The sequence below is a fragment of the Sphingopyxis selenitireducens genome (genome assembly GCF_051550705.1).
Classification (GTDB): Bacteria; Pseudomonadota; Alphaproteobacteria; order Sphingomonadales; family Sphingomonadaceae; genus Sphingopyxis.
The window spans coordinates 827068-847003 of record NZ_JBPULG010000002.1 but is presented as its reverse complement, the minus strand read 5'-3'; the positions used below and the strand labels follow the sequence as shown (position 1 = coordinate 847003).

Below are 19936 nucleotides of genomic sequence, written 5' to 3'. Positions count from 1 at the left end.
GGGCGGCGCATATGATTCAGCTAGCTGCCTTTTACCTCTTCGCGACGCTTGTAATCGCGTCGGGTGCGATGGTGATTTTCGCCCGTAACCCCGTCCACAGCGTCATGTGGCTGATCCTCGCCTTCTTCAACGCGGCGGGGCTGATGCTCCTCGCGGGGGCCGAATTTATCGCGATGCTGCTTGTCATCGTCTATGTCGGTGCGGTCGCGGTTCTCTTCCTGTTCGTCGTGATGATGCTCAACATCGATTTCGCCGAATTGCGTGCGGGTTTCGTGCGCTATCTGCCGCTCGGTGCACTTGTCGCGATCATTCTCGTTGCCGAATTGATCTTTGCGCTGGGCGCATGGAGCGCCGGCGGGATCGACCTCGCGTCGCGTGCCGCACCGGTGGTGACCGACAAGAGCAATATCGAACAGGTCGGTGAGCTTCTTTATACGCGCTATATCTTCCTGTTCGAGGCGGCGGGCATCGTCCTCCTCGTCGCGATGATCGGCGCGATCGTGCTGACGCATCGCCAACGCGGCGGCGCGCGCATTCAGAATATCTCGGCACAGAATCGCCGCCGTCCGGAGGATGCGACGCGTCTCGTCGATCCAGGCGTCGGGCAGGGGATGGAATTGTGATTTCGGTCGGCCATTATCTCGCCGTTTCGGCGGTGCTGTTCACGCTCGGCGTGCTCGGCATCTTCATCAACCGCAAGAATATCATCGTCATCCTGATGGCGATCGAACTCATCCTGCTGGCGGTGAACATCAACCTTGTCGCATTCAGCGCCGCGCTCGGCGATCTCGTCGGGCAGGTTTTCTCGATGTTCGTGCTGACGGTGGCCGCTGGTGAAGCGGCGATCGGGCTCGCCATCATCGTCATTTACTTCCGCGGCCGCGGCACAATTGCCGTCGACGATGCCAACCGGATGAAGGGATAAGCCGGTGATTCAGGCGATCGTTTTCCTGCCGCTGCTGGCGGCCCTCGTCGCAGGCCTCGGCCAGCGCGTTATCGGCAATACCGCGTCGAAAATCGTCACGACGGGCGCGCTGTTCACCAGCTGCGCTTTGAGCTGGCCGATCTTCCTGTCGTTCGTCGGCGGAACCGGCCAGGCCGAAGTCGTGACCGTACTGCATTGGGTGTCGTCGGGTGCGCTTCAGTTCAACTGGGAACTGCGCGTCGATACGCTGACCGCGGTGATGCTGGTCGTCATCACGACCGTTTCGGCGCTCGTCCATCTGTATAGCTGGGGCTATATGGACGAAGACCCGGACCAGCCGCGCTTCTTCGCCTATCTCTCGCTCTTCACCTTCGCGATGCTGATGCTCGTGACCGCGAACAATCTGGTCCAGATGTTCTTCGGCTGGGAAGGCGTCGGTCTCGCGTCCTATCTGCTCATCGGCTTCTGGTATAAAAAGCCCAGCGCCAATGCCGCCGCGATCAAGGCGTTCGTCGTCAACCGCGTCGGCGATCTGGGTTTCATGCTTGGCATCTTCGGCACCTTCCTCGTCTTCGGCACCGTCTCGATCCCCGAGATTCTGGCGGCTGCTCCGGGCATGGCGGGATCGACGATCACTTTCCTGGGCATGCGTCTCGACACGATGACGATCCTCTGCCTGCTGCTGTTCATCGGCGCGATGGGCAAGTCGGCGCAGCTTGGTCTGCACACCTGGCTTCCCGACGCGATGGAAGGCCCGACCCCGGTGTCGGCGCTGATCCATGCCGCGACGATGGTCACCGCGGGCGTGTTCATGGTCTGCCGCCTGTCGCCGATGTTCGAAACCGCACCGATCGCGCTTGGCGTCGTTACCTTTGTTGGTGCGGCGACCTGCCTGTTCGCGGCGACGGTCGGCACGACGCAGTGGGACATCAAGCGCGTCATCGCCTATTCGACCTGCTCGCAGCTTGGTTACATGTTCTTCGCTGCGGGCGTGGGCGCCTATGGCGCGGCGATGTTCCACCTGTTCACGCACGCCTTCTTCAAGGCGCTGCTGTTCCTTGGTGCGGGTTCGGTGATCCATTCGATGCACCACGAACAGGACATGCGTTATTATGGCGGCCTGCGTAAGCATATCCCGCTCACCTATTGGGCGATGATGGCGGGCACGCTGGCGATCACCGGTGTCGGTATTGCTGGGGTCGCAGGCTTTGCCGGCTTCCATTCGAAGGACGGCATCCTCGAAGCAGCCTTCGCTGCGGGTGGCGGCGGTCAGGTTGCCTTCTGGGTCGGCATTTTCGCCGCGCTGCTCACGAGCTTCTATTCGTGGCGCCTGATCTTCCTGACCTTCTATGGCAAGCCGCGCTGGGAACAGAGCGAGCATATCCAGCACGCGGTTCACGACGATCATGGCCATGACGGCGACCATGCGCACGCGCATGCGGCACACGACGACCACGCCCATCATGGCGATGCACATGGCGACGGCACGGCGGGCTACCACCCGCACGAAAGCCCGATTTCGATGCTCATCCCGTTGGGCGTCTTGTCGATCGGTGCGATCTTTGCCGGTTTTGTCTTCGCGCACCCGTTCATCTATCCCGAGGAAGGCATGGCTTTCTGGAAGGGCAGCATGCTGGCGTTCGACGAACATCTGATGCACGCCGCGCACGAAGTGCCGACGTGGGTCAAATGGACGCCGTTCACGGTGATGGCGATCGGCCTGTTCCTTGCGTGGAACAGCTATATCCGGAACACCACGCTGCCGGCGCGGTTCGTGGCGCAGTTCAAGCTGCTGCACCAGTTCCTCTACAACAAATGGTATTTCGACGAGCTGTACAATATTCTCTTCATCAAGCCGGCGTTCGCGATCGGCCGCTTCTTCTGGAAGCGCGGCGATGAACAGACGATCGACCGCTTTGGTCCTGACGGCGCCGCGGCGCTCGTCCAGGGGGGAACACGGCTCGCGGTACGACTGCAATCGGGTTATGTTTATGGATATGCGTTCGTGATGCTGCTGGGTCTTGTCGGCCTTGCCAGCTGGGCCATGGTGAATTTCCTGTGAGCGGCTTTCCCATCCTTTCGCTGATGCTGGCCGTCCCCGCGATCGCTTCCATCGCCTGTCTGTTCGTCGGCGACAAAATGGCGCGCTGGGTTGCGCTGGGCGCAACGCTGGTGACCTTTGTCCTCGGCTGTGTGCTGTGGGCCAATTTCGACATTGGCGGCGCACAGTGGCAGTTCCAGGAACTGCACGAGGGCATCTTCGGCCGCTTCGACTATGCGCTCGGCATCGACGGCATGGCCTTGATGCTGATCATGCTCAGCGTCTTCCTGATGCCGCTCTGCATTCTGGCGAGCTGGGAATCGATCAAGAGCCGCGTTGGCCTCTACATGTCGATGTTCCTCGTCATGGAAGTGGTCATGATCGGCGTCTTCATGGCGCAGGACCTGCTGCTCTTTTACATCTTCTTCGAAGCTGGCCTGATCCCGATGTATTTCATCATCGGCATCTGGGGCGGCGCGAACCGCAAATATGCGGCGTTCAAATTCTTCCTCTACACGCTGCTCGGCTCGGTGCTGATGTTGATCGCGATGATCGCGATGATCGCGGAGGCGGGAACGACGTCTATCCCGGTCCTGCTGAACTACGACTTCCCGGTTCAGATGCAGACATGGCTGTGGCTTGCCTTCTTCGCCAGCCTTGCGGTCAAGATGCCGATGTGGCCCGTCCACACCTGGCTTCCCGACGCGCACGTTCAGGCGCCGACCGCAGGCTCGATGATCCTGGCGGGCGTGCTGCTGAAGCTCGGCGCTTACGGCTTCATCCGCTTCATGATGCCAATGTTCCCCGATGCGTCGGGGCAGCTGATGTGGGTCGTCTTCGGCCTGTCGATGATCGCAGTGGTCTACACCAGCCTCGTCGCGCTGGTGCAGAGCGACATGAAGAAGCTGATTGCCTATTCGTCGGTCGCGCATATGGCGATCGTCACCGCGGGTCTGTTCGCCTTTAACCAGCAGGGTATCGAAGGCGCGCTGATCATCATGCTCAGCCATGGTGTCGTGTCGGCCGCGCTCTTCTTCTGCGTTGGCGTGATCTATGACCGGCTGCACACGCGCGAGATCGACCGTTACGGCGGGCTCGCGGTGAACATGCCGGCCTATGCGATCTTCTTCATGCTGTTCACCATGGCGTCGATCGGTCTTCCGGGCACCAGCGGTTTCGTTGGCGAATTCCTGAGCCTTGCGGGCATTTACGAAGCCTCCAGCTGGGTCGCCTTCGTCTGCACCACCGGGATTATCCTCGGGGCCGCCTATATGCTCTATCTCTACCGCCGGATTGTGTTCGGCGAACTCACCAAGGACGATGTGAAGGCGATGCCCGATCTCAACCCCCGCGAATGGGCGATCCTGGCACCGCTGGCCGCAGTGGCGCTGTGGATGGGTGTCTATCCCGAAAGCTTCCTCGCGCCGATGCGCGGTGATGTGACCACCGTCGTCGCGCGCCTGGCGCCCGCGAAGCCCGCAGGTGACGCGCATCTGGCCGCTGGCAAGCCCAAGGCAGCCGAGGCCCACCACGGCGAAGCGCATCATGCGGGAGGCGTCCAATGACCGCCGATCTCATGCTCATCTGGCCCGAACTGATCCTGACGATCGGCGGGCTCATCACGCTGATGCTCGGCACCTTCATGGGTGACCGTCAGGTCGGGGTTTACCAGCTCAGCGCCTTGCTGACGCTGGCCGCCGCTGCGGCTGCCGTGGTTGCACTGTTCGGGGTCGAAGCTTCGGTCTTTTCGGGAACGCTGTCGGTGGACAGCTTCGGCGGTTTCGCCAAGCTGCTGATCTATGCTGCCAGCTTCGTCTCGATCCTGATCGCACCGCGCTTTTTCGCTGGCGGGATGCGCGCCGAATATCCGGCGCTGATCCTGTTCGCGACGCTCGGCATGGGGATCATGGCATCGTCGCGCGACCTGATGACGCTCTATGTCGGGCTCGAACTCAACAGCCTTGCCGCCTATGTCCTCGCCAGCTTCATGCGCAACGACGACCGGTCGAGCGAAGCGGGCCTGAAATATTTCATCCTCGGCGCGCTGGCATCGGGCATGCTGCTTTACGGCATTTCGCTGCTCTATGGTTTCTCGGGCACCACCGATTTCACCGGTATCGCAAAGGCGATGGGCGGCGAACTCAACATCGGGCTGATCTTCGGCATCGTCTTCGTACTCGCGGGTCTTGGCTTCAAGATCAGCGCCGTGCCGTTCCATATGTGGACGCCGGACGTCTATGAAGGTGCACCGACCCCGGTGACCACCTTCTTTGCCAGCGCCCCGAAAGTCGCGGCGATGGCGATGATGACGCGGGTCGTGATCGAGGCGATGGGCCCGGCGGTTGGCGCGTGGCAGCAGATCGTGATCTTCCTCGCGCTCGCTTCGATCATCCTCGGTGCAGTCGGCGCGATCGGACAGAAGAACATCAAGCGCCTGCTTGCTTATTCGTCGATCAACAACGTCGGCTTCATGCTCGTCGGCCTCGCTGCCGGAACGCAGCAGGGTGTCGAGGCGGTGCTGACCTATTTGCTCGTCTATGTCGTGACGACGCTGGGCGCTTTCCTTGTCGTGCTTCAACTGCGCGACACGGCGGGCAATCAGATCGAAAGCATTCCGGCACTGGCAGGGCTGTCGCAGCGCCGCCCGGGAATTGCTGCCGCGATGACGGTGTTCCTGTTCAGCCTTGCCGGCATCCCGCCGCTGTTCGGCTTCTGGCCGAAGTATCTGGTGTTCGAGGCTGCGGTGAACGCGAACCTCGTGCCGCTGGCGGTTGCAGGTATCGTCGCCTCGGTGATCGGCGCTTTCTATTATATCTCCATCATCAAGACGATGTATTTTGATGACAAGTCCGACACGGAAATTCCGACGGGCAGCGGCGCGATCGTCGAGGATGCGGTGATCACCGCGAGCGCGCTGTGGCTTTCGGTCATCGGCTATCTCTTCATCCCTGTGCTGGCGGTGATTTCGGCCAGCGCCGCAGCGGTGCTCTTCTGATCCCGCCCATCGAGCGGATCGCGCAGACAGGTTCGACCAACGCCGACCTGCTGGCGCGGCTGGCAGGCGGAGAGCATGTCGGGGAAGGGCATTGGCTGGTCGCCGATCGCCAGACCGCCGGGCGTGGCCGATTGGGGCGCGCCTGGGGCGACGGGCACGGCAATTTCATGGGATCGACCGTGGTGCATCTGACCGCAGGTGATCCGTCGCCGGCGGGGCTGTCGCTCGTTGCCGGCGTCGCGCTGGCCAAAGCGGTGGGCACGCTTGCCCCCGGGGTCGACGCCAAGCTGAAATGGCCCAACGACCTGCTGATCGAGGGCGTCAAATGCACCGGCATCCTGCTCGAGCGCGTCGGTGACAGCATCGTCATCGGCATGGGGATCAATCTGGTATCGTCGCCCGAATTGCCCGACCGCCCGACGGTCTGCTTCGCCGACAAGGGCGTGACGATCGACCGCGACCGTTTTGCCGAGGTGCTGGCGGTGTCGCTGACCGACGCGCTGTGGACGTGGCGGCAGGGCGGGATTGACCAGATCGTCGCGGCATGGACCACCCATGCACACCCCATCGGAACGCCGCTGCGCGTGTCAGAACAGGGGATCGACGGGACATTCGACGGCCTCGCGCCCGACGGTGCGATGCGCTTGCGCCGCGCGGGCGGAGAGATCATGCTGATCCATGCGGGCGATGTCGAATTGCAACGGCCCGTGTCGGGAAGGAATTGACGATGCTTCTCGCGATCGATGTCGGCAACACCAACGCCAAATTCGCGCTGTTCGACGGCGCCAACCTTCTGACACGCTGGCGCATCGCAACCGACGACCGCCGCACCGCCGACGAATATGCGGTCTGGCTCGACCAGTTGCTGCGGATCGAAGGTTATGAGCGCGGCGATGTCGATGCGGTGATCATCTCGACCGTCGTGCCGCGCGCGCTGCACAATCTGCAATTGCTGTCGGTCAAATATTTCGGCGTCGACGCGCTCGTCGCCGGTCGCGCGCCGGTGACGTGGGGCATCGCGCTCAAGGTCGACGAGCCGCAGTCGGTCGGCGCCGACCGCGCGGTCAATGCGATCTCGGCGCAGGCGGCGGCGCCCGGAACCGACAAGCTCGTCATCAGTTTCGGCACCGCGACGACGCTCGACCATATCGGGCCCGACGGCGCCTATATGGGCGGGATCATCGCGCCCGGGGTCAATCTCTCTCTCGAGGCGCTCGTCGCTGCCGCGGCCAAGCTGCCGCGCATCGCGATTGAAGCGCCCGCCACGAACAGCGTTATCGGTCGCACTACCGAGAGTCAGATGCTGATTGGCGTCTATTGGGGTTATGTATCGATGATGGAAGGGCTGATTGGCCGTATGAAGGCCGAGATCGGCAAGCCGCTGACGGTGATAGCCACCGGCGGTCTGGCGACCCTGTTCCAGGAACAGGCGCATCTCTTCGACCGGATCGAACCCGATCTGACCCTCAATGGTTTGATGCACCTCTATGCGCAGCGGGGTGCTGCAGCATGAGCGTCCCCGGCAAAGAACTTCTCTTCCTCGCGCTCGGCGGATCGGGCGAAATCGGGATGAACGCCAATCTTTATGGCTGCGACGGCAAATGGATCATGCTCGATCTTGGCGTGACCTTTGGTACCCATGATTATCCCGGCATCGACATCATCATGCCCGACCTCGAATTCATCGAGGATCGCAAGAAGGACCTGCTCGGCATCATCCTGACCCACGGGCATGAGGATCATATCGGTGCCTTGCCCTATCTCGCCGCGGACCTTGGCGTGCCGCTTTATGCCAACCGCTTCACCGCGGGGCTGATCGCGCACAAGCTCGCCGAAGAGGGGCTGGAGAAAGAGGTCAAGATCAAGACCGTCGATATCGACGCGCAGTTCCAGCTTGGTCCCTTCGGCATCCGCCTGATGCCGCTCGCCCACTCGATCCTCGAAATGAGCGCGGCGGTGATCGACACCCCTTATGGCCGCGTCTTCCACACGGGCGACTGGAAGCTCGACGCCGATCCGGTGCTCGGTACCCCGTCGAGCGCTGCTGCACTGACCGCGATCGGCGACGAGGGCGTCGACGTCCTCGTCTGCGATTCGACCAACGCCTTCAACGCCGATGCATCGGGCAGCGAGGGTGACCTCCACGACGGCTTGCTGAAGGCCGTCGGCGAGGCGCGGGGCCGCGTGATCGTGACCACTTTCGCCTCCAACGCGGCGCGCCTCGCAACTCTCGGCCGCGTGGCGGTCGAGACCGGACGCACCCTGTGCGTTGCGGGGCGTTCGCTCGACCGCATCCTCGGCGTCGCCCGGGCCGCAGGCTATTTGAAGGATTTCCCGCCGACGGTCGATTTCGACGAGGCGATGCGCCTGCCGCGCGACAAGCTGATGGTGATTGCGACGGGCGGGCAGGGCGAAGCCCGCGCGGCCCTCGGCCGCATGGCGTCCGACGGACATCAGATCAAGCTGCAGGCCGGCGATACGGTCATCTTCTCGTCGAAGCAGATCCCCGGCAACGAGGTCGCGATCGGACGGATCATGAACCAGCTCGCCGCCCGCGACGTGCTGACCGTCACGGAGAAGCAGGCGCATATCCATGTCAGCGGCCATCCCGGACAGCCCGAGCTTGCGGCGCTCTATGGCTGGCTGCGCCCGAAACTGGTGCTGCCGGTGCATGGCGAGATCCGCCACATGCACGAACAGGCGCGCTTTGCGCTCGAACAGGGCGTGCCCGGCATGCTGGTGCAGGAAAATGGCGATCTTTGCCGCCTGTCGCCCGGCCCGGCCAAAATCGTCGAGCGCGTTCGCGCCGGACGGCTGATCCTCGACGGCGATGTGATCATGCCCGCCGATGGCGAGACGATCAACGAGCGGCGCAAGATCGCGCTTCATGGCCATATCACCGTCGCTGCGATCTTCTCCAAAAAGCGCTTCGTCGAAAGCTCGGTCAGCTATCGCGGCGTTCCGGTCGAGGATGAGCGCGAGGCATTCATCGACGAAATGCGTGAGGCCGCCGAACAGGCCGCAAATGGTCCGGCGAAGGATATCGACCGGCTTCGCGAGGCGATCCGTCTTGCCGTGCGCCGCGTGGCGACCGACTGGACGGGCAAGAAGCCCATCGTCGACGTGATGCTCGTCGATATCTGAGGATAGACGCAATGAATGTGACTTCGGCGTTCGCCATCTATCTGCTCTTCTGGGCACTCAGCGCGTTCTTCGTGCTGCCGTTCCATGGCCGCCGCGCGAACGACGACGCCGTACCGATGGTCAAAGGACAGGATGTAGGCGCGCCCGCCAGTTTCCGCCCGGGTCGGGTTCTGCTCCAGATCACAATCGTCGCCACTGGCCTGTTCGCGCTTTACTATGTCGCCTTCACGAGCGGCTGGGCCGATCCTGAAGTGTTCAGCGGCCGGGCGTAAGACGACGAGAAAACTGCGTTTATTTGATATCTGGCGGCCTCTCCTTCATCGTCATCCTGGGTCAGCCCGGGGTGACGAGAAAAGGGAAACGACGAAATAGGGAAATCAGCACCCGGAAAATGCTGTCCTACAATATTGCGCGGGCATAACCTGTCCTTTGTGACGCTTTTCCTCCTTTCCCGCGTGCGCGCCGCATCCGCCATCCTGTCGTGCGAAATCGTCGTGGGGGAGGGGGAACAAGGGGGGACGTGCCCTGTACTTCCTATACTTTGGAATAAAATTACACGCGCTATTCCGGGGCATGAACCGTCGCTCGCGACCCGAATCGATCCTCCCTGTCGCGCAGCCATGGGGAGGGGGGAGCGCCGCCGCAGGCGGCGGTGGAGGGGCCGCGACGGCAGCGTCAACGCCCCTCCGTCAGCGCTTCGCGCTGCCACCTCCCCATGGCTTCGCCACAGGGAGGATCAGAATGCCCTCTCGATCTGGTCAGTTCCGCAGGCGATCGATCGCCTGCGCCAGCGCGACATAAAGCTTGCCGATGTCCGACGACAGCAAGGTGACGCTGATCGCCGATCCGTCGCGCGCGCCAATCAGTACGCGCAGCATCGCTTCGAAATCATGGATGAACTGGTTCACCGCGGCGTGGAAGCTGTCGTCGCTCTGGTACAGGCGCAGGATTTCCTTCGCCTCGCCATTTTCGATCAGCTTGACCGCGCGCCGCGCAAAAACGCCGCGGTCGCCCTTCAGATAGGCGTCCCATGCGGCGTCGCTGACTTCGTGCGACAGGATCTTGGTCACGTCGATCGCCGTCGATTTCAGCGCTTCGGTCAACAGTCCGACCTGCTTCGCGAGCGAGTCGCGGCCCGATGCCGCGAGCGCCTGCTCGGCCTCGGCAACGCGTGCCTCGACGCTCGCGCTTGTGTCCATCACCGTGATAAGCTGGCGCATCAAACGGTCGGCCGCGCCGTTCGCGGCGGCAACTGCGCGCTGCGATGCATCTTCGATTGCGCTCAGCTGCGCCATGATTTCGGTCTTGAAAGCGGCGTCGATGGCTTCGCTGGCGGTCGCTTCCATCGTTTCGCGGGCGCCGGCGACAAGCCGGTCAAGCGTCTGGCGCGCTTCGTCTGCGGCGGCTTCGGCGGTGGAGCGAACCTCGTTCAGCGTCGCGATCATCCGGGCTCCGCTCTGGTCGGAGAAGTCGTCGGCACCGCTGCGCAGCTTCGCCAGCGCGCCGTCGGCATCGGCCAGCGATGCGTTGATCCGTTCGACCAGCGCCTGTTGGCTGGTCGCCTGATCGGTCATCTGCGCTTCGTTCGTCTGGAGCGTCGCGTGCACGGCATTGACGTGCGACAGCGTCGATTGGGCAACAAGTTCCGAAGCATCGAGCAGTGGGCGGAGCTGAGACAATGCGGTCTGTGTCGTTGCGCCGTGTGCGGTGATGCGGTCGAGTGCGTGCGGCAGCGTTTCGTCGATTTCGCGGGTCACCGCATCGAGCGCCAGCAGCAGCGATTCGGCGTGAGTGATCAACTGGTGCGCCGACGCATTTCCGTTCTGCACTTCGCCGGTGAAGGCGGTGAGTTGGGTTCTGGTGTCCTCGATCGCGCGCCCGATAACGCCGGTGCTCGCCGAAACATTCGCGTCCAGCGCTTCGAGCTGCTGTTCGACCTGCGTGACATGTGCGGCGATACGCGCCGCCAGCGCTTCGCTGGCCTCGCCATGCGTCGTAAGCTGCACGCTCATCGCATCGCCGGCCTCGCGCGCCGTCGCCAGCCGGGCGTCCATCAGCGTGGCGGCATCGTCAACGCCTTCGCGGAATTGCTGCCAGGTCGCGCCCATCTGGCCGGTGAGCGTCGCGACGGTCGCATTCATATCGTCGCGCGCCGACGCGGCGAGTTTCGTCATCTGTGCGAGCGCTGCTCCATGGGCGCCCGTAACCTGCGCCGATGCGGTGAGCAGCCCGGTTTCGGCCAATCTGGCCTGTTCTTCGAGCGCGTACATGGCTTCGTGCAGGCTGGCCGCCGATGCTTCGCCGGTCTGGGCAGTCTTTGCGGCTTCCTCGGCGAGCGACGCCAGCTGGGCTTCCAGATTCGCCCCTTGCTGATGCGCAACGAGCCCGGCCTCACGGAAATTCACTGCCAGCCGCTGTGCGACATCGTCGATACGCGGCAATCCGGCGAGCAGGCCGTCCATCCGCTGCAAAGCAACATCGCCCGAACGTGCGAGCTGGTCATGCGCATTGGCGATGACCGAGGCATTGCTGGCGAGCTTGTCGCTGCTCTCGTTGAGCCGTGCGACGGTGTCGAGGCCCATATTCTGGATCAGCTTCGCCTGGTCACCGAGCTGGCGCTGTGCATCGACCAGATGCAGTCCCAGCGAATGCATCGACTGGTTGAGCGCCATATTCTCATTACGCAGCGCCGTCGCGACACGCGCGAACCGCGCCTGCTCCGAGCGACTCGAGCGGAGCAGCGCCATCCACAGCACCACGAGCAACGTCAGCGGCATGGCGATGACGGCGAGCAGGCCGGGCCATTCGGCAAGCACCGGGCTGTGTGCGAAATTTCCGGTCGATGCCGCCAGTGCAAAGACCGTCCAGCCAAGGCCGAGCAGAAGCAGCAAAATCGGAGCGGTGCGATCGCGCCACTGCGACGGTTCCGCGATGTCGGTGCTATGGTCCGCGACCCCGGTGTCGGCCAGTGCCGACATGTCGAGCCAGTCGCGTTCGGCAGGGACTTCGGCCTCGGGCGCCGACGCGGTATCGGGCGCGCCAGCTTCTATCGGCGCCTGCTGGCCAGCTTCCTGATTTGTCGCGGAATCCCGCCACAATCCAACGATTTTCTTTTCTCCGGTCATCCCGACATCTTAGCATCAAATGCTCCCCGCGAAACGGAAACTTAACCGCGCAATGTCAATCCTGTGGAATGTCGTTCGATAGTGGCCCCCTGGACAGATATCTTACCGCCGCGATCGGGGACGATCCGGTGATGGCGATGGATTTGCGCGGCGTCTTGGCAGAGAATGCTCGCGATCTCACCGATCTGATGCGCCGGGCGCGCTGTGACGCTAATTGGAATGTCGCGGCGCTGCGTTTGAAAAGCCTTGCGGCAACCTTTGGCATCATATCGCTGATCGAACTCGCCGAACAGGCGATGGCGGGCGTTCCCGGGGATCCCGCCGTGCTCCGTCAGATCAACGCGGCCATCGACGCTATCGTCTGAACCCGCCGATACGGGTTCAATTTCCGTTCAGCCGTTCGGTGCCAGGGAAATATCAACATCCGCTGTCTTGCCATGGCAACGCGAGGCGTTTAGCCGCGTTTAGGAACCGCGGCCGAACCCGAATTGCGTCCAGGCGAGGCGGCCGATACAAAGGAGAGTATTCGATGTTCAACCGTTTCCGCCTGATGCCCGCGACGGCCATGGCTGCCGTGCTCGGCCTCGCGCTGATGGCGCCTGCGACCCCCGCCGCCGCGAAAGAAAAGCCGAAGAAGCAAGAAACCAAAAAGGGCGGAATGAGCGCCAGCAAGGCGTTTTCGCCGGCGGTCAAGAAGATGATGGACGCGACGACGGCGAAGGATGCGGCCGCGCTGCAAGCTGCGCTGACCGAAGGCCAGTCGACCGCGACGACCGCAGAAGACAAATATCTGCTCGCCAATTATCAGCTGCAGCTCGGCATTTTGAACAAGGACACTGCGCTGCAGGCGCAGGGTCTCGACGCCATGATCGATTCCGGAATCACTCCCCCGGAGAATGTCGCGGTCTATAATTTCTTCTCGGGCAATTTTGCCTATGGCGCCAAAAATTACGCCAAGGCGATCCAGCGGCTGGAGGCTGCCCGCGCTGCAGGCTCGACCGAGGCCGCGTTGCCGGCGATGTTGATGGACAGCTATATCAACGCCGGACAGGTTGATCAGGGCTGGGCACTCGCCAAGGCCGCGATTGAGGCCGATCGTGCCGCGGGCAAGCGCCCGTCGGAAGAATTGTTCGTCCGCCCGGCGCAGGCTTTCCAAAAGGCCAAGCGGACCAATGACATGCTCGAAGCGCTGTCGATGCGCGTTCAGGATTATCCGGCCCCCGCGACGTGGCGGAACCTGCTCTACATCATGTTGCAGCAGGCGGGTGGTGACAAGGACCTCAATCTCGACGTCCTCCGCCTGATGCGCGCCACCGACTCCATGACCGATCGGCCCGAATATGCCGAATATGCTGCACTGGCGATCGATGCGGGTTATCCGAGCGAAGTCGTGGCTGTCGTGAAACAGGGGCAGGCCAAGGGCGTCATTCCGAAGAGCGATACCCATTTCTCGGGTATCCTGAGTTCGCAGGAACCCCGCGCGGCCAGCGATGCTGCCGCCGTCACCGCAGACGCCAGCAAACCTGCGACTCTCAGCAATCCCAAGACCGCACGCGCCACAGCCGATGCGCTGGTCGGCAATGGTCAGGCAGCGCAGGCTATTCCGCTCTATGAAGCGGCGCTGAAGGCTGGCGGCGGTTCGGATCCGCTTGTCGTATATCGTCTTGGCGTCGCTCAGGCGCTCGCCGGGCAGAATGACGCGGCGCTCGCCAGCTTTGCCAAGGTGCAGGGCCCCCGCCAGCGGCTTGCCCAGCTCTGGACGATCCACGTCAAGAGCAAAGCAGCTCCTGCGGCGGCGCCGGCAACGGGCGGCTGATCCGCTTCGTTTCGACGCAAATGAAAAAGGGCGCCGCTCCGTCGGGAGCGGCGCCCTTTTGTTTTGCCCGCGGGTCAGGATTCGACCGGAATTCCGGCGAGTTGCTTCGCGGTGCGAATCGTCAGCGATGTCTTCACGCTGGTGACATTGGGCGCCGACGTCAGATGCGCCGTCAGGAACGACTGGAAACTCTGTAGATCGCGCGCGACGACCTTCAGCAGAAAGTCGATTTCGCCGTTGAGCATATAGCATTCGCGGACTTCAGCGAGTTCGCCGACATAATCTTCGAATGCCTTGAGGTCCGCCTCGGCCTGGCTGCGCAGGCTGACCATCGCAAAGACGGTGATGCCATAGCCAAGCTTCGCGGCGTCGAGGTCGGCATGATAGGATCGGATCACCCCCGATTCTTCCAGCGCCCTCACCCGGCGAAGGCAGGGGGGAGCGGTCAAACCGACCATCTGGGCCAGCTCGACGTTGGTCATTCGTCCGTTCTTCTGGAGTTCGCCGAGTATCTGTAAATCGATCTGGTCGAATTTCTGGCTTGCCATCTTTGAAACATCCGCCTTCTAAAACTGCGGCGACCATAATATTATTTCAGCCGATTGCAATTGTCCCACAATGTGACGTGGGGGGGGAAGGCACTTTCACGACCGGGGGTTTCGCGCTAGCCACTAATTTTACGCTAACCAACGTTAGCAGGTGTGGGGCCGGCTTTGCGTGACTGCTGACACGATGATCGAGACTATTTTGCGCGAGGCGCCGGCGGATCGACGCGCTGGCATCGCTGCGTGGCGACAACTGACAGACATTCTCGCCCAGCGGGGCAATCGACTGGGCGACGATGATATTCGGCGCAGTTTCCATGCGCTCGCCGTCCTGCGCCCCCAGGTTCCCGAAAATATTCGCCGCGATTGCGCTCGGGCCGTTGCTCGGCACGGCCGTTTCGCGCCGCTTGTCGCTTTTTACGCCAATGATGTACCGGCGGTTTCGGCCGCTATGCTGCGTCAGGCGCGGCTCTCCGACGCCGACTGGGCTGCGCTTTTGCCGGCAACCGGGGCCATGGCGCGCTCGATTTTGGCGGGACGTAATGATCTTTCCGATGCGGTCCGGCGCGCACTGGTCAGCCTGGGTGCGGGATCGGTTGCGCTGCCACAACCTGAGGCGATGCATGAGGCGGCTTTGCCGCCAATCGCGCAGCACGTCGCCGCGGCTGCGCCCGCCGGGACGGGGCCGAGCCAGATCAGCGAACTGGTCCGCCGCATCGACAAATATCAATCGACGCGCAGCCTGCCGGCAGCGTGTATTGGCGCTTCGCCGGAGTCTGGCGCACCGCGCGCGGTCTTTCTGTTCGAAACCGGCGCCGACGGCGTCATCAATTGGGTCGATGGTGTCATGCGCGGCGCCGCGATTGGCCTGTCGATCGCAGAGGCGACGTTCGGGGATGAGCCGGGCACGGACGGCGTCGCTGCGGGCTCCTTTCGCCATCGCGCAGAAATCATCAACGCGCGGATGGTCCTGGCGGGCGCGGCTGCAGAATCGGGCGAATGGCGCTTTTCGGCCTTGCCCTGGTTTGATCCAGCGACGGGCCAGTTTCGCGGTTATCGCGGCAGCGCGCGGCGTCCGCGCGGCAATGAAATTCCCTATGGCCGCCCGGCTTCGGTCGATGCCGTCGACCCGGGCGATTCGATCCGCCAGCTGATCCACGAATTGCGTAGCCCGCTCAACGCGATATCGGGTTTTTCGCAGATCATCTCGAGCCAGATGTTCGGGCCGGTCAGTGGTGCCTATCGCGCGATGGCCGAAACGATCGTTGCCGACTCTGCCTCGATTGAAGCGATTATCGACGATCTCCACACGGCGACCCGCGCCGACCGAGGCCCGCTCGACGTCCCGGAGACGGGCGAAATGATCGATATCAATATGATCATGGCGCATGTCGAAAGCGATCTCGCGCCCTTGCTGGCCGAAGAGCGTATCGACCTTAGTATTTCACGCGTGGGCGGGCCCTTTCTCGCCCGGTCGGACGACGCCAATTCACGGCGGATGATCGGCCGTCTTCTGACGGCGCTGGTCGATATATCCGAACCGGGCGCGATATTGGTGGGACAATTGCTGATCGAGCATGAACATGGCGACATGCTGCAACTGCGCATTGTTCGGCCTGCCGCGATTCGCTTTGCGACCGCGACGGACCTGCTCGATCCGGGGTTCAGCCCTGACGGAGAGGCGCCGGGCGCCGCGATTCTCAGCCTCGGCTTTTCGCTGCGGCTGGTCGACAGCCTCGCGCGCGGCGTCGGCGGTCGGCTCGATATCGGGCATAACGCCTTGACCTTGCACCTGCCGTCCGCCAACCCGAAGGACCATGTCGAGCTGGACGCCCAACTCGGCGAATAGCGGGGCCGATGGGCAGGGCCAAGGGGTTAGGCGCGGTGGAGTCTGCGGGCAGTTTCTTTGCATATCCGGCCGCGCGCGATCGCGTCGTGTTGGCTGAGGGCGAACGGCCGCGCTTTTGGATTACGATCGATACCGAAGAGGATTTCGACTGGGACGCGCCTTTTGCGCGCACCGGCCATCGTCTCGATTCGGTCCCCGCGCTCGCCGAATGCCAAGCCTATTTCGATCGCGCGGCGGTTCGGCCTGTCTATCTGGTCGATTGGCCGATCGTTGCCGACGACCGTGCGGTGGCGATATTGGGCGAGGCGCGAGCCGCCGGCGGCTGCGAAATCGGGGCGCAGCTCCATCCTTGGGTGACGCCGCCGCACGATGAAGATGTAAACGCATATAACAGTTACACCGGAAACCTTCCGGCGGATCTGCAGCGCGCCAAAATGACGGCACTGCACGGCGCGATTCGTGATCGATTCGGGGTTGCCCCGACCGTCTACCGTGCCGGACGCTATGGCTTGGGCATCGACACGGCTGAAATGCTCGCCGAACTCGGTTTTCGCTGCGACACGTCGGTGCGGGCGGGATTCGATTATCGCGGCGGTCATGGCCCCGATTATCGTGCGGCGCCGCTTCATCCGTGGCGCGTCCGGACAGCCCATGCGGCGGTGCTCGAAGTGCCCGTGACAACATTGTTCGGCGGCTTGCTCGGCCGTGCGGGACCGGGACTGTATCACCGTCTTGCACGACCGGGATCACGGGCTGGTGCTGCGCTCGCGCGCTTCGGTCTGGTCGAGCGGATCGCGTTGACCCCCGAAGGCATCCCGGCCGAGCGCGCGTGCCGGGCGATCGACATCGCCATCGACTTGCGATTGCCCGTGCTGACCTTCTCCTTTCATTCGCCTTCGCTGCAACCGGGCAATACGCCCTATGTCCGCAGTCAGACCGATCTTGACCGCTTCTATCGCTGGTGGGACGTTGTGCTCGACCATCTCGCCCTCCGGGGCGTCGAAGCGACGACGACGGCAGAGATTTTGGAGATGGCCGAAGCCAAGGCTGCGATCAGCTGATCGTTGCGCTTGCCAACGCGCCATAGCCTCCGCTATCGCCGCTCATCCCCCACGGGGGCCTGTAGCTCAACGGTTAGAGCTGGCCGCTCATAACGGCTAGGTTGCGGGTTCGAGTCCTGCCGGGCCCACCATTTTCCCTTGCCTTCCAGGGACTATGGCGTTCCAACGTCTCTCAACAGAGGGAGAGGGACATGGGAAAGCGTCGGAATATCCTTTTGGGCGGGCTGGCGGTCGTAGCGATAGCGGCGGGCGTCGTAGCGGTTCGCACCGCGACATTTGAACCCACAGGAATTGCCGATGGCAGCGATGTACGGCTCGCTGCCGTGCCTGCCTATGATCTGGAGGCTGCGGTCGGGCATCTCAGCGCCGCTGTGCAACTCCGGACGGTTTCGCATCAGGACCCGGCCGAAAATGAAACGGCCGAATGGGACAAGCTCCACGCTTGGCTCGCGGCGACTTATCCGGCGACCCACGGCGCGATGACGCGCACGATCTTGCCCAACCGCACTTTGATATACCACTGGGCCGGCTCCGATCCTTCGCTGCAACCGATCATCGTCATGGCGCATCAGGACGTCGTGCCCGTCACTGCAGGGACCGAGGGCGACTGGAAATATCCGCCCTTTGCTGGGACAATCGCGGAACAGGCGGTATGGGGTCGCGGCACGGTGGACGACAAGGGCTCGCTGGTTGGCCTGTTCGAGGCGACCGAGGCGCTTGCCAGGGCGGGTTTTCGGCCCAAACGTGGTATCTATCTCGTGTCGGGTCACGATGAAGAGGTCGGGGGAACCGGCGCGGCGGCTGCAGCGGCGAAGCTGAAGGCCGATGGCGTCAAGGCGATCTTCACCCTCGACGAAGGCAGTATCGTTTTGACCGATACGCCAGTGATTGGCGGTCCGGCCATCCTTATCGGTATTGCCGAAAAAGGCTATGCGACGCTGAAGGTTACCGCCAATACACCGGGCGGGCACAGTTCGATGCCCCCGCCGGAAACCGGCGTCGAAACGCTGGCCCGCGCAATCATCGCGATCACTGAGAAGCCCTTCCCGATGGAGATACGGGGGCCCGGCGCATTAATGCTCGAATCGCTGGCGGCCGCCAAGGGCGGCATGACAAAGATTGCGGTAGCGAACCAGTGGTTGCTGGGATCGCAGGTCAAGAAGCAACTCGCCGCGTCGCCGACGAGTGCCGCCGGCTTTCACACCACGATCGCCCCGACGATGCTGGAGGGAAGCCCCAAGGAAAATGTCCTGCCGCAATCGGCCAACGCCTTGATCAATTATCGCATCGCGCCATGGGATCGGTCGGCTGATATATTGGCGCGTGCCAAAGCAGCTGTGGGCGATGCGCCGATCGAGTTCGCTTGGGATCGGCCGCCGCGCGAACCGTCGCGCGTGTCGTCGACCAGCTCCCAAGGCTGGAAATGGATCGCCGCCGCTGCGCGCGCCGATGCACCCGATGCGGTCCTCGCCCCCATGCTGGTGGTTGGTGGAACGGACAGCCGCAACATGGAGCCGGTATCCGACGATGTGTACCGTTTCATGCCGATGCACTTCACGGTGAAGGAATCTGCTATGATCCACGGCACCAACGAGCATATGAAAATCGACAGCTTTCGCCGTATGATCGACTTCTACGCCCGTCTGATCGCGACGTCGGCGGGATGAGGATGATGGGGCAGGGGAGCGTGAAGGGCCAAATTCCCTGATCGCTCTACCTTGCCGTGAAAATGGTCGGGGAGATAGGATTCGAACCTACGACCCTCTGCTCCCAAAGCAGATGCGCTACCAGGCTGCGCTACTCCCCGACTGGTTCGCGCCTTAGACAGGCTGGCGCGCGAAGTCTATCCGCCATCTGCGTTCCGATGCGCGGGAACAAAAAAATCAGGCAAAGAAAAAGGCGGCCTTCCCGAAGGAAGGCCGCCCTGATCTCGTTTCAGTCATGCCCCGAGGGGCTGTGACTTACTTCTTTGCTTCAGCCGGAGCAGCAGCAGCGGCGTCAGCCGGAGCGGCAGCAGCAGCAGCAGCGTCAGCCGGAGCAGCAGCGGCCGGAGCAGCAGCAGCGTCGGCACCAGCAGCAGCGGCTTCAGCGCCAGCAGCAGCGGCATCGGCGCCAGCAGCAGCGGCGTCAGCGCCTTCTTCTGCGACTGCTTCAGCAGCAGGAGCTTCGGTGGTTGCTTCTTCAGCAGCCTTTTCACCGCAAGCGGCGAGGGCGAACATGCTGGCAGCAACGGCGATAGCAGCAAACTTCTTCATGGTGTGTGGGCTCCCTAAAATGCCTTAACGCGTCGGGGAAACTTTCCCGTTCCGCGAGCCGCGGGATTTAGCCTTTCCGCATGAATCGTCAACAAAAATAATTGAGTTGGCCGCAGCGCGCGGAAATCTGTCATTTCCCGGAAACAATATGGGGCTCGCAAACACGTCATGATTGGCGAG

17 protein-coding genes and 2 tRNA genes are annotated in these 19936 nt (G+C 62.8%); 15 read left to right on the top strand and 4 right to left on the bottom strand.

All coding sequences use genetic code 11. From position 1 onward, the window contains the following. Positions 1–11: 11 nt before the first annotated feature. The 9 genes from ACSYDV_RS09860 to ACSYDV_RS09820 are packed head-to-tail and all read left to right on the top strand — an operon-like array spanning position 12 to position 9377. Complete coding sequence (locus ACSYDV_RS09860; RefSeq protein ID WP_438323614.1) at positions 12–623, top strand: NADH-quinone oxidoreductase subunit J; 612 nt, start codon at positions 12–14, stop codon at positions 621–623. Continuing rightward, on the top strand, positions 620–925 hold the full coding sequence (gene nuoK, locus ACSYDV_RS09855) for an NADH-quinone oxidoreductase subunit NuoK (RefSeq protein ID WP_088470721.1): 306 nt from the start codon (positions 620–622) through the stop codon (positions 923–925). Before ACSYDV_RS09860 ends, nuoK begins: the two co-directional genes overlap by 4 nt. A 4-nt stretch (positions 926–929) precedes the next feature. Then, positions 930–2987, top strand: a complete 2058-nt coding sequence (nuoL, locus tag ACSYDV_RS09850) for an NADH-quinone oxidoreductase subunit L (RefSeq protein WP_438323613.1) — start codon at positions 930–932, stop codon at positions 2985–2987. Beyond that, the gene (locus ACSYDV_RS09845) at positions 2984–4531 is read left to right on the top strand and encodes an NADH-quinone oxidoreductase subunit M (protein ID WP_438323612.1); all 1548 of its coding nucleotides are present in this window, start codon (positions 2984–2986) and stop codon (positions 4529–4531) included. The genes nuoL and ACSYDV_RS09845 overlap by 4 nt, the downstream gene beginning before the upstream one ends. Then, on the top strand, positions 4528–5961 hold the full coding sequence (nuoN, locus tag ACSYDV_RS09840; protein WP_438323611.1) for an NADH-quinone oxidoreductase subunit NuoN: 1434 nt from the start codon (positions 4528–4530) through the stop codon (positions 5959–5961). Before ACSYDV_RS09845 ends, nuoN begins: the two co-directional genes overlap by 4 nt. Then, the gene (locus tag ACSYDV_RS09835; protein ID WP_438323610.1) at positions 5883–6686 is read left to right on the top strand and encodes a biotin--[acetyl-CoA-carboxylase] ligase; all 804 of its coding nucleotides are present in this window, start codon (positions 5883–5885) and stop codon (positions 6684–6686) included. Before nuoN ends, ACSYDV_RS09835 begins: the two co-directional genes overlap by 79 nt. Before the next feature lie 2 nt (positions 6687–6688). Then, entirely contained in the window at positions 6689–7474 is a 786-nt protein-coding gene (locus ACSYDV_RS09830; protein WP_438323609.1) for a type III pantothenate kinase, read from the top strand. After that, entirely contained in the window at positions 7471–9105 is a 1635-nt protein-coding gene (locus ACSYDV_RS09825) for a ribonuclease J (protein WP_438323608.1), read from the top strand. The genes ACSYDV_RS09830 and ACSYDV_RS09825 overlap by 4 nt, the downstream gene beginning before the upstream one ends. A gap of 11 nt (positions 9106–9116) precedes the next feature. After that, the gene (locus ACSYDV_RS09820; protein ID WP_438323607.1) at positions 9117–9377 is read left to right on the top strand and encodes a DUF1467 family protein; all 261 of its coding nucleotides are present in this window, start codon (positions 9117–9119) and stop codon (positions 9375–9377) included. 486 nt (positions 9378–9863) lie between these two features. Here ACSYDV_RS09820 and ACSYDV_RS09815 read toward each other — a convergent pair whose 3' ends face one another. After that, positions 9864–12230, bottom strand: a complete 2367-nt coding sequence (locus ACSYDV_RS09815; protein WP_438323606.1) for a hypothetical protein — start codon at positions 12228–12230, stop codon at positions 9864–9866. A 155-nt stretch (positions 12231–12385) separates the two neighbouring features. On the opposite strand from ACSYDV_RS09815, the gene ACSYDV_RS09810 reads away from it, so the two are divergent. Together ACSYDV_RS09810 and ACSYDV_RS09805 are read left to right on the top strand one after the other, a co-directional pair. Further along, positions 12386–12595: a hypothetical protein gene (locus tag ACSYDV_RS09810; RefSeq protein WP_438323605.1), complete on the top strand. Its 210-nt coding sequence runs from the start codon at positions 12386–12388 to the stop codon at positions 12593–12595. Positions 12596–12759: 164 nt separating this feature from the next. Next, positions 12760–14046: a tetratricopeptide repeat protein gene (locus tag ACSYDV_RS09805; RefSeq protein WP_438323604.1), complete on the top strand. Its 1287-nt coding sequence runs from the start codon at positions 12760–12762 to the stop codon at positions 14044–14046. 74 nt (positions 14047–14120) lie between these two features. Here ACSYDV_RS09805 and ACSYDV_RS09800 read toward each other — a convergent pair whose 3' ends face one another. Then, a complete protein-coding gene (locus ACSYDV_RS09800) occupies positions 14121–14594 on the bottom strand; it encodes an Lrp/AsnC family transcriptional regulator (protein WP_088470710.1) in 474 nt (157 codons plus the stop codon). A gap of 169 nt (positions 14595–14763) precedes the next feature. Here ACSYDV_RS09800 and ACSYDV_RS09795 point away from each other — a divergent pair, with 169 nt between their 5' ends. The 4 genes from ACSYDV_RS09795 (at position 14764) to ACSYDV_RS09780 (ending at position 19168) form a co-directional block, all read left to right on the top strand. Then, the gene (locus ACSYDV_RS09795) at positions 14764–16440 is read left to right on the top strand and encodes a histidine kinase dimerization/phospho-acceptor domain-containing protein (RefSeq protein ID WP_438323603.1); all 1677 of its coding nucleotides are present in this window, start codon (positions 14764–14766) and stop codon (positions 16438–16440) included. 8 nt (positions 16441–16448) lie between these two features. Beyond that, complete coding sequence (locus ACSYDV_RS09790; RefSeq protein WP_438323602.1) at positions 16449–17501, top strand: polysaccharide deacetylase family protein; 1053 nt, start codon at positions 16449–16451, stop codon at positions 17499–17501. 55 nt (positions 17502–17556) lie between these two features. Further along, positions 17557–17632: transfer RNA gene (locus ACSYDV_RS09785), tRNA-Ile, on the top strand. 60 nt (positions 17633–17692) lie between these two features. Continuing rightward, positions 17693–19168, top strand: coding sequence for a M20 family peptidase (locus tag ACSYDV_RS09780; RefSeq protein ID WP_438323601.1), 1476 nt, complete (start codon positions 17693–17695; stop codon positions 19166–19168). Between the two features lie 63 nt (positions 19169–19231). On the opposite strand, the gene ACSYDV_RS09775 is transcribed toward ACSYDV_RS09780, so the two are convergent. Further along, positions 19232–19308: transfer RNA gene (locus tag ACSYDV_RS09775), tRNA-Pro, on the bottom strand. Between the two features lie 132 nt (positions 19309–19440). Next, a complete protein-coding gene (locus tag ACSYDV_RS09770) occupies positions 19441–19698 on the bottom strand; it encodes a hypothetical protein (protein WP_438323600.1) in 258 nt (85 codons plus the stop codon). Positions 19699–19936: the final 238 nt, after the last annotated feature.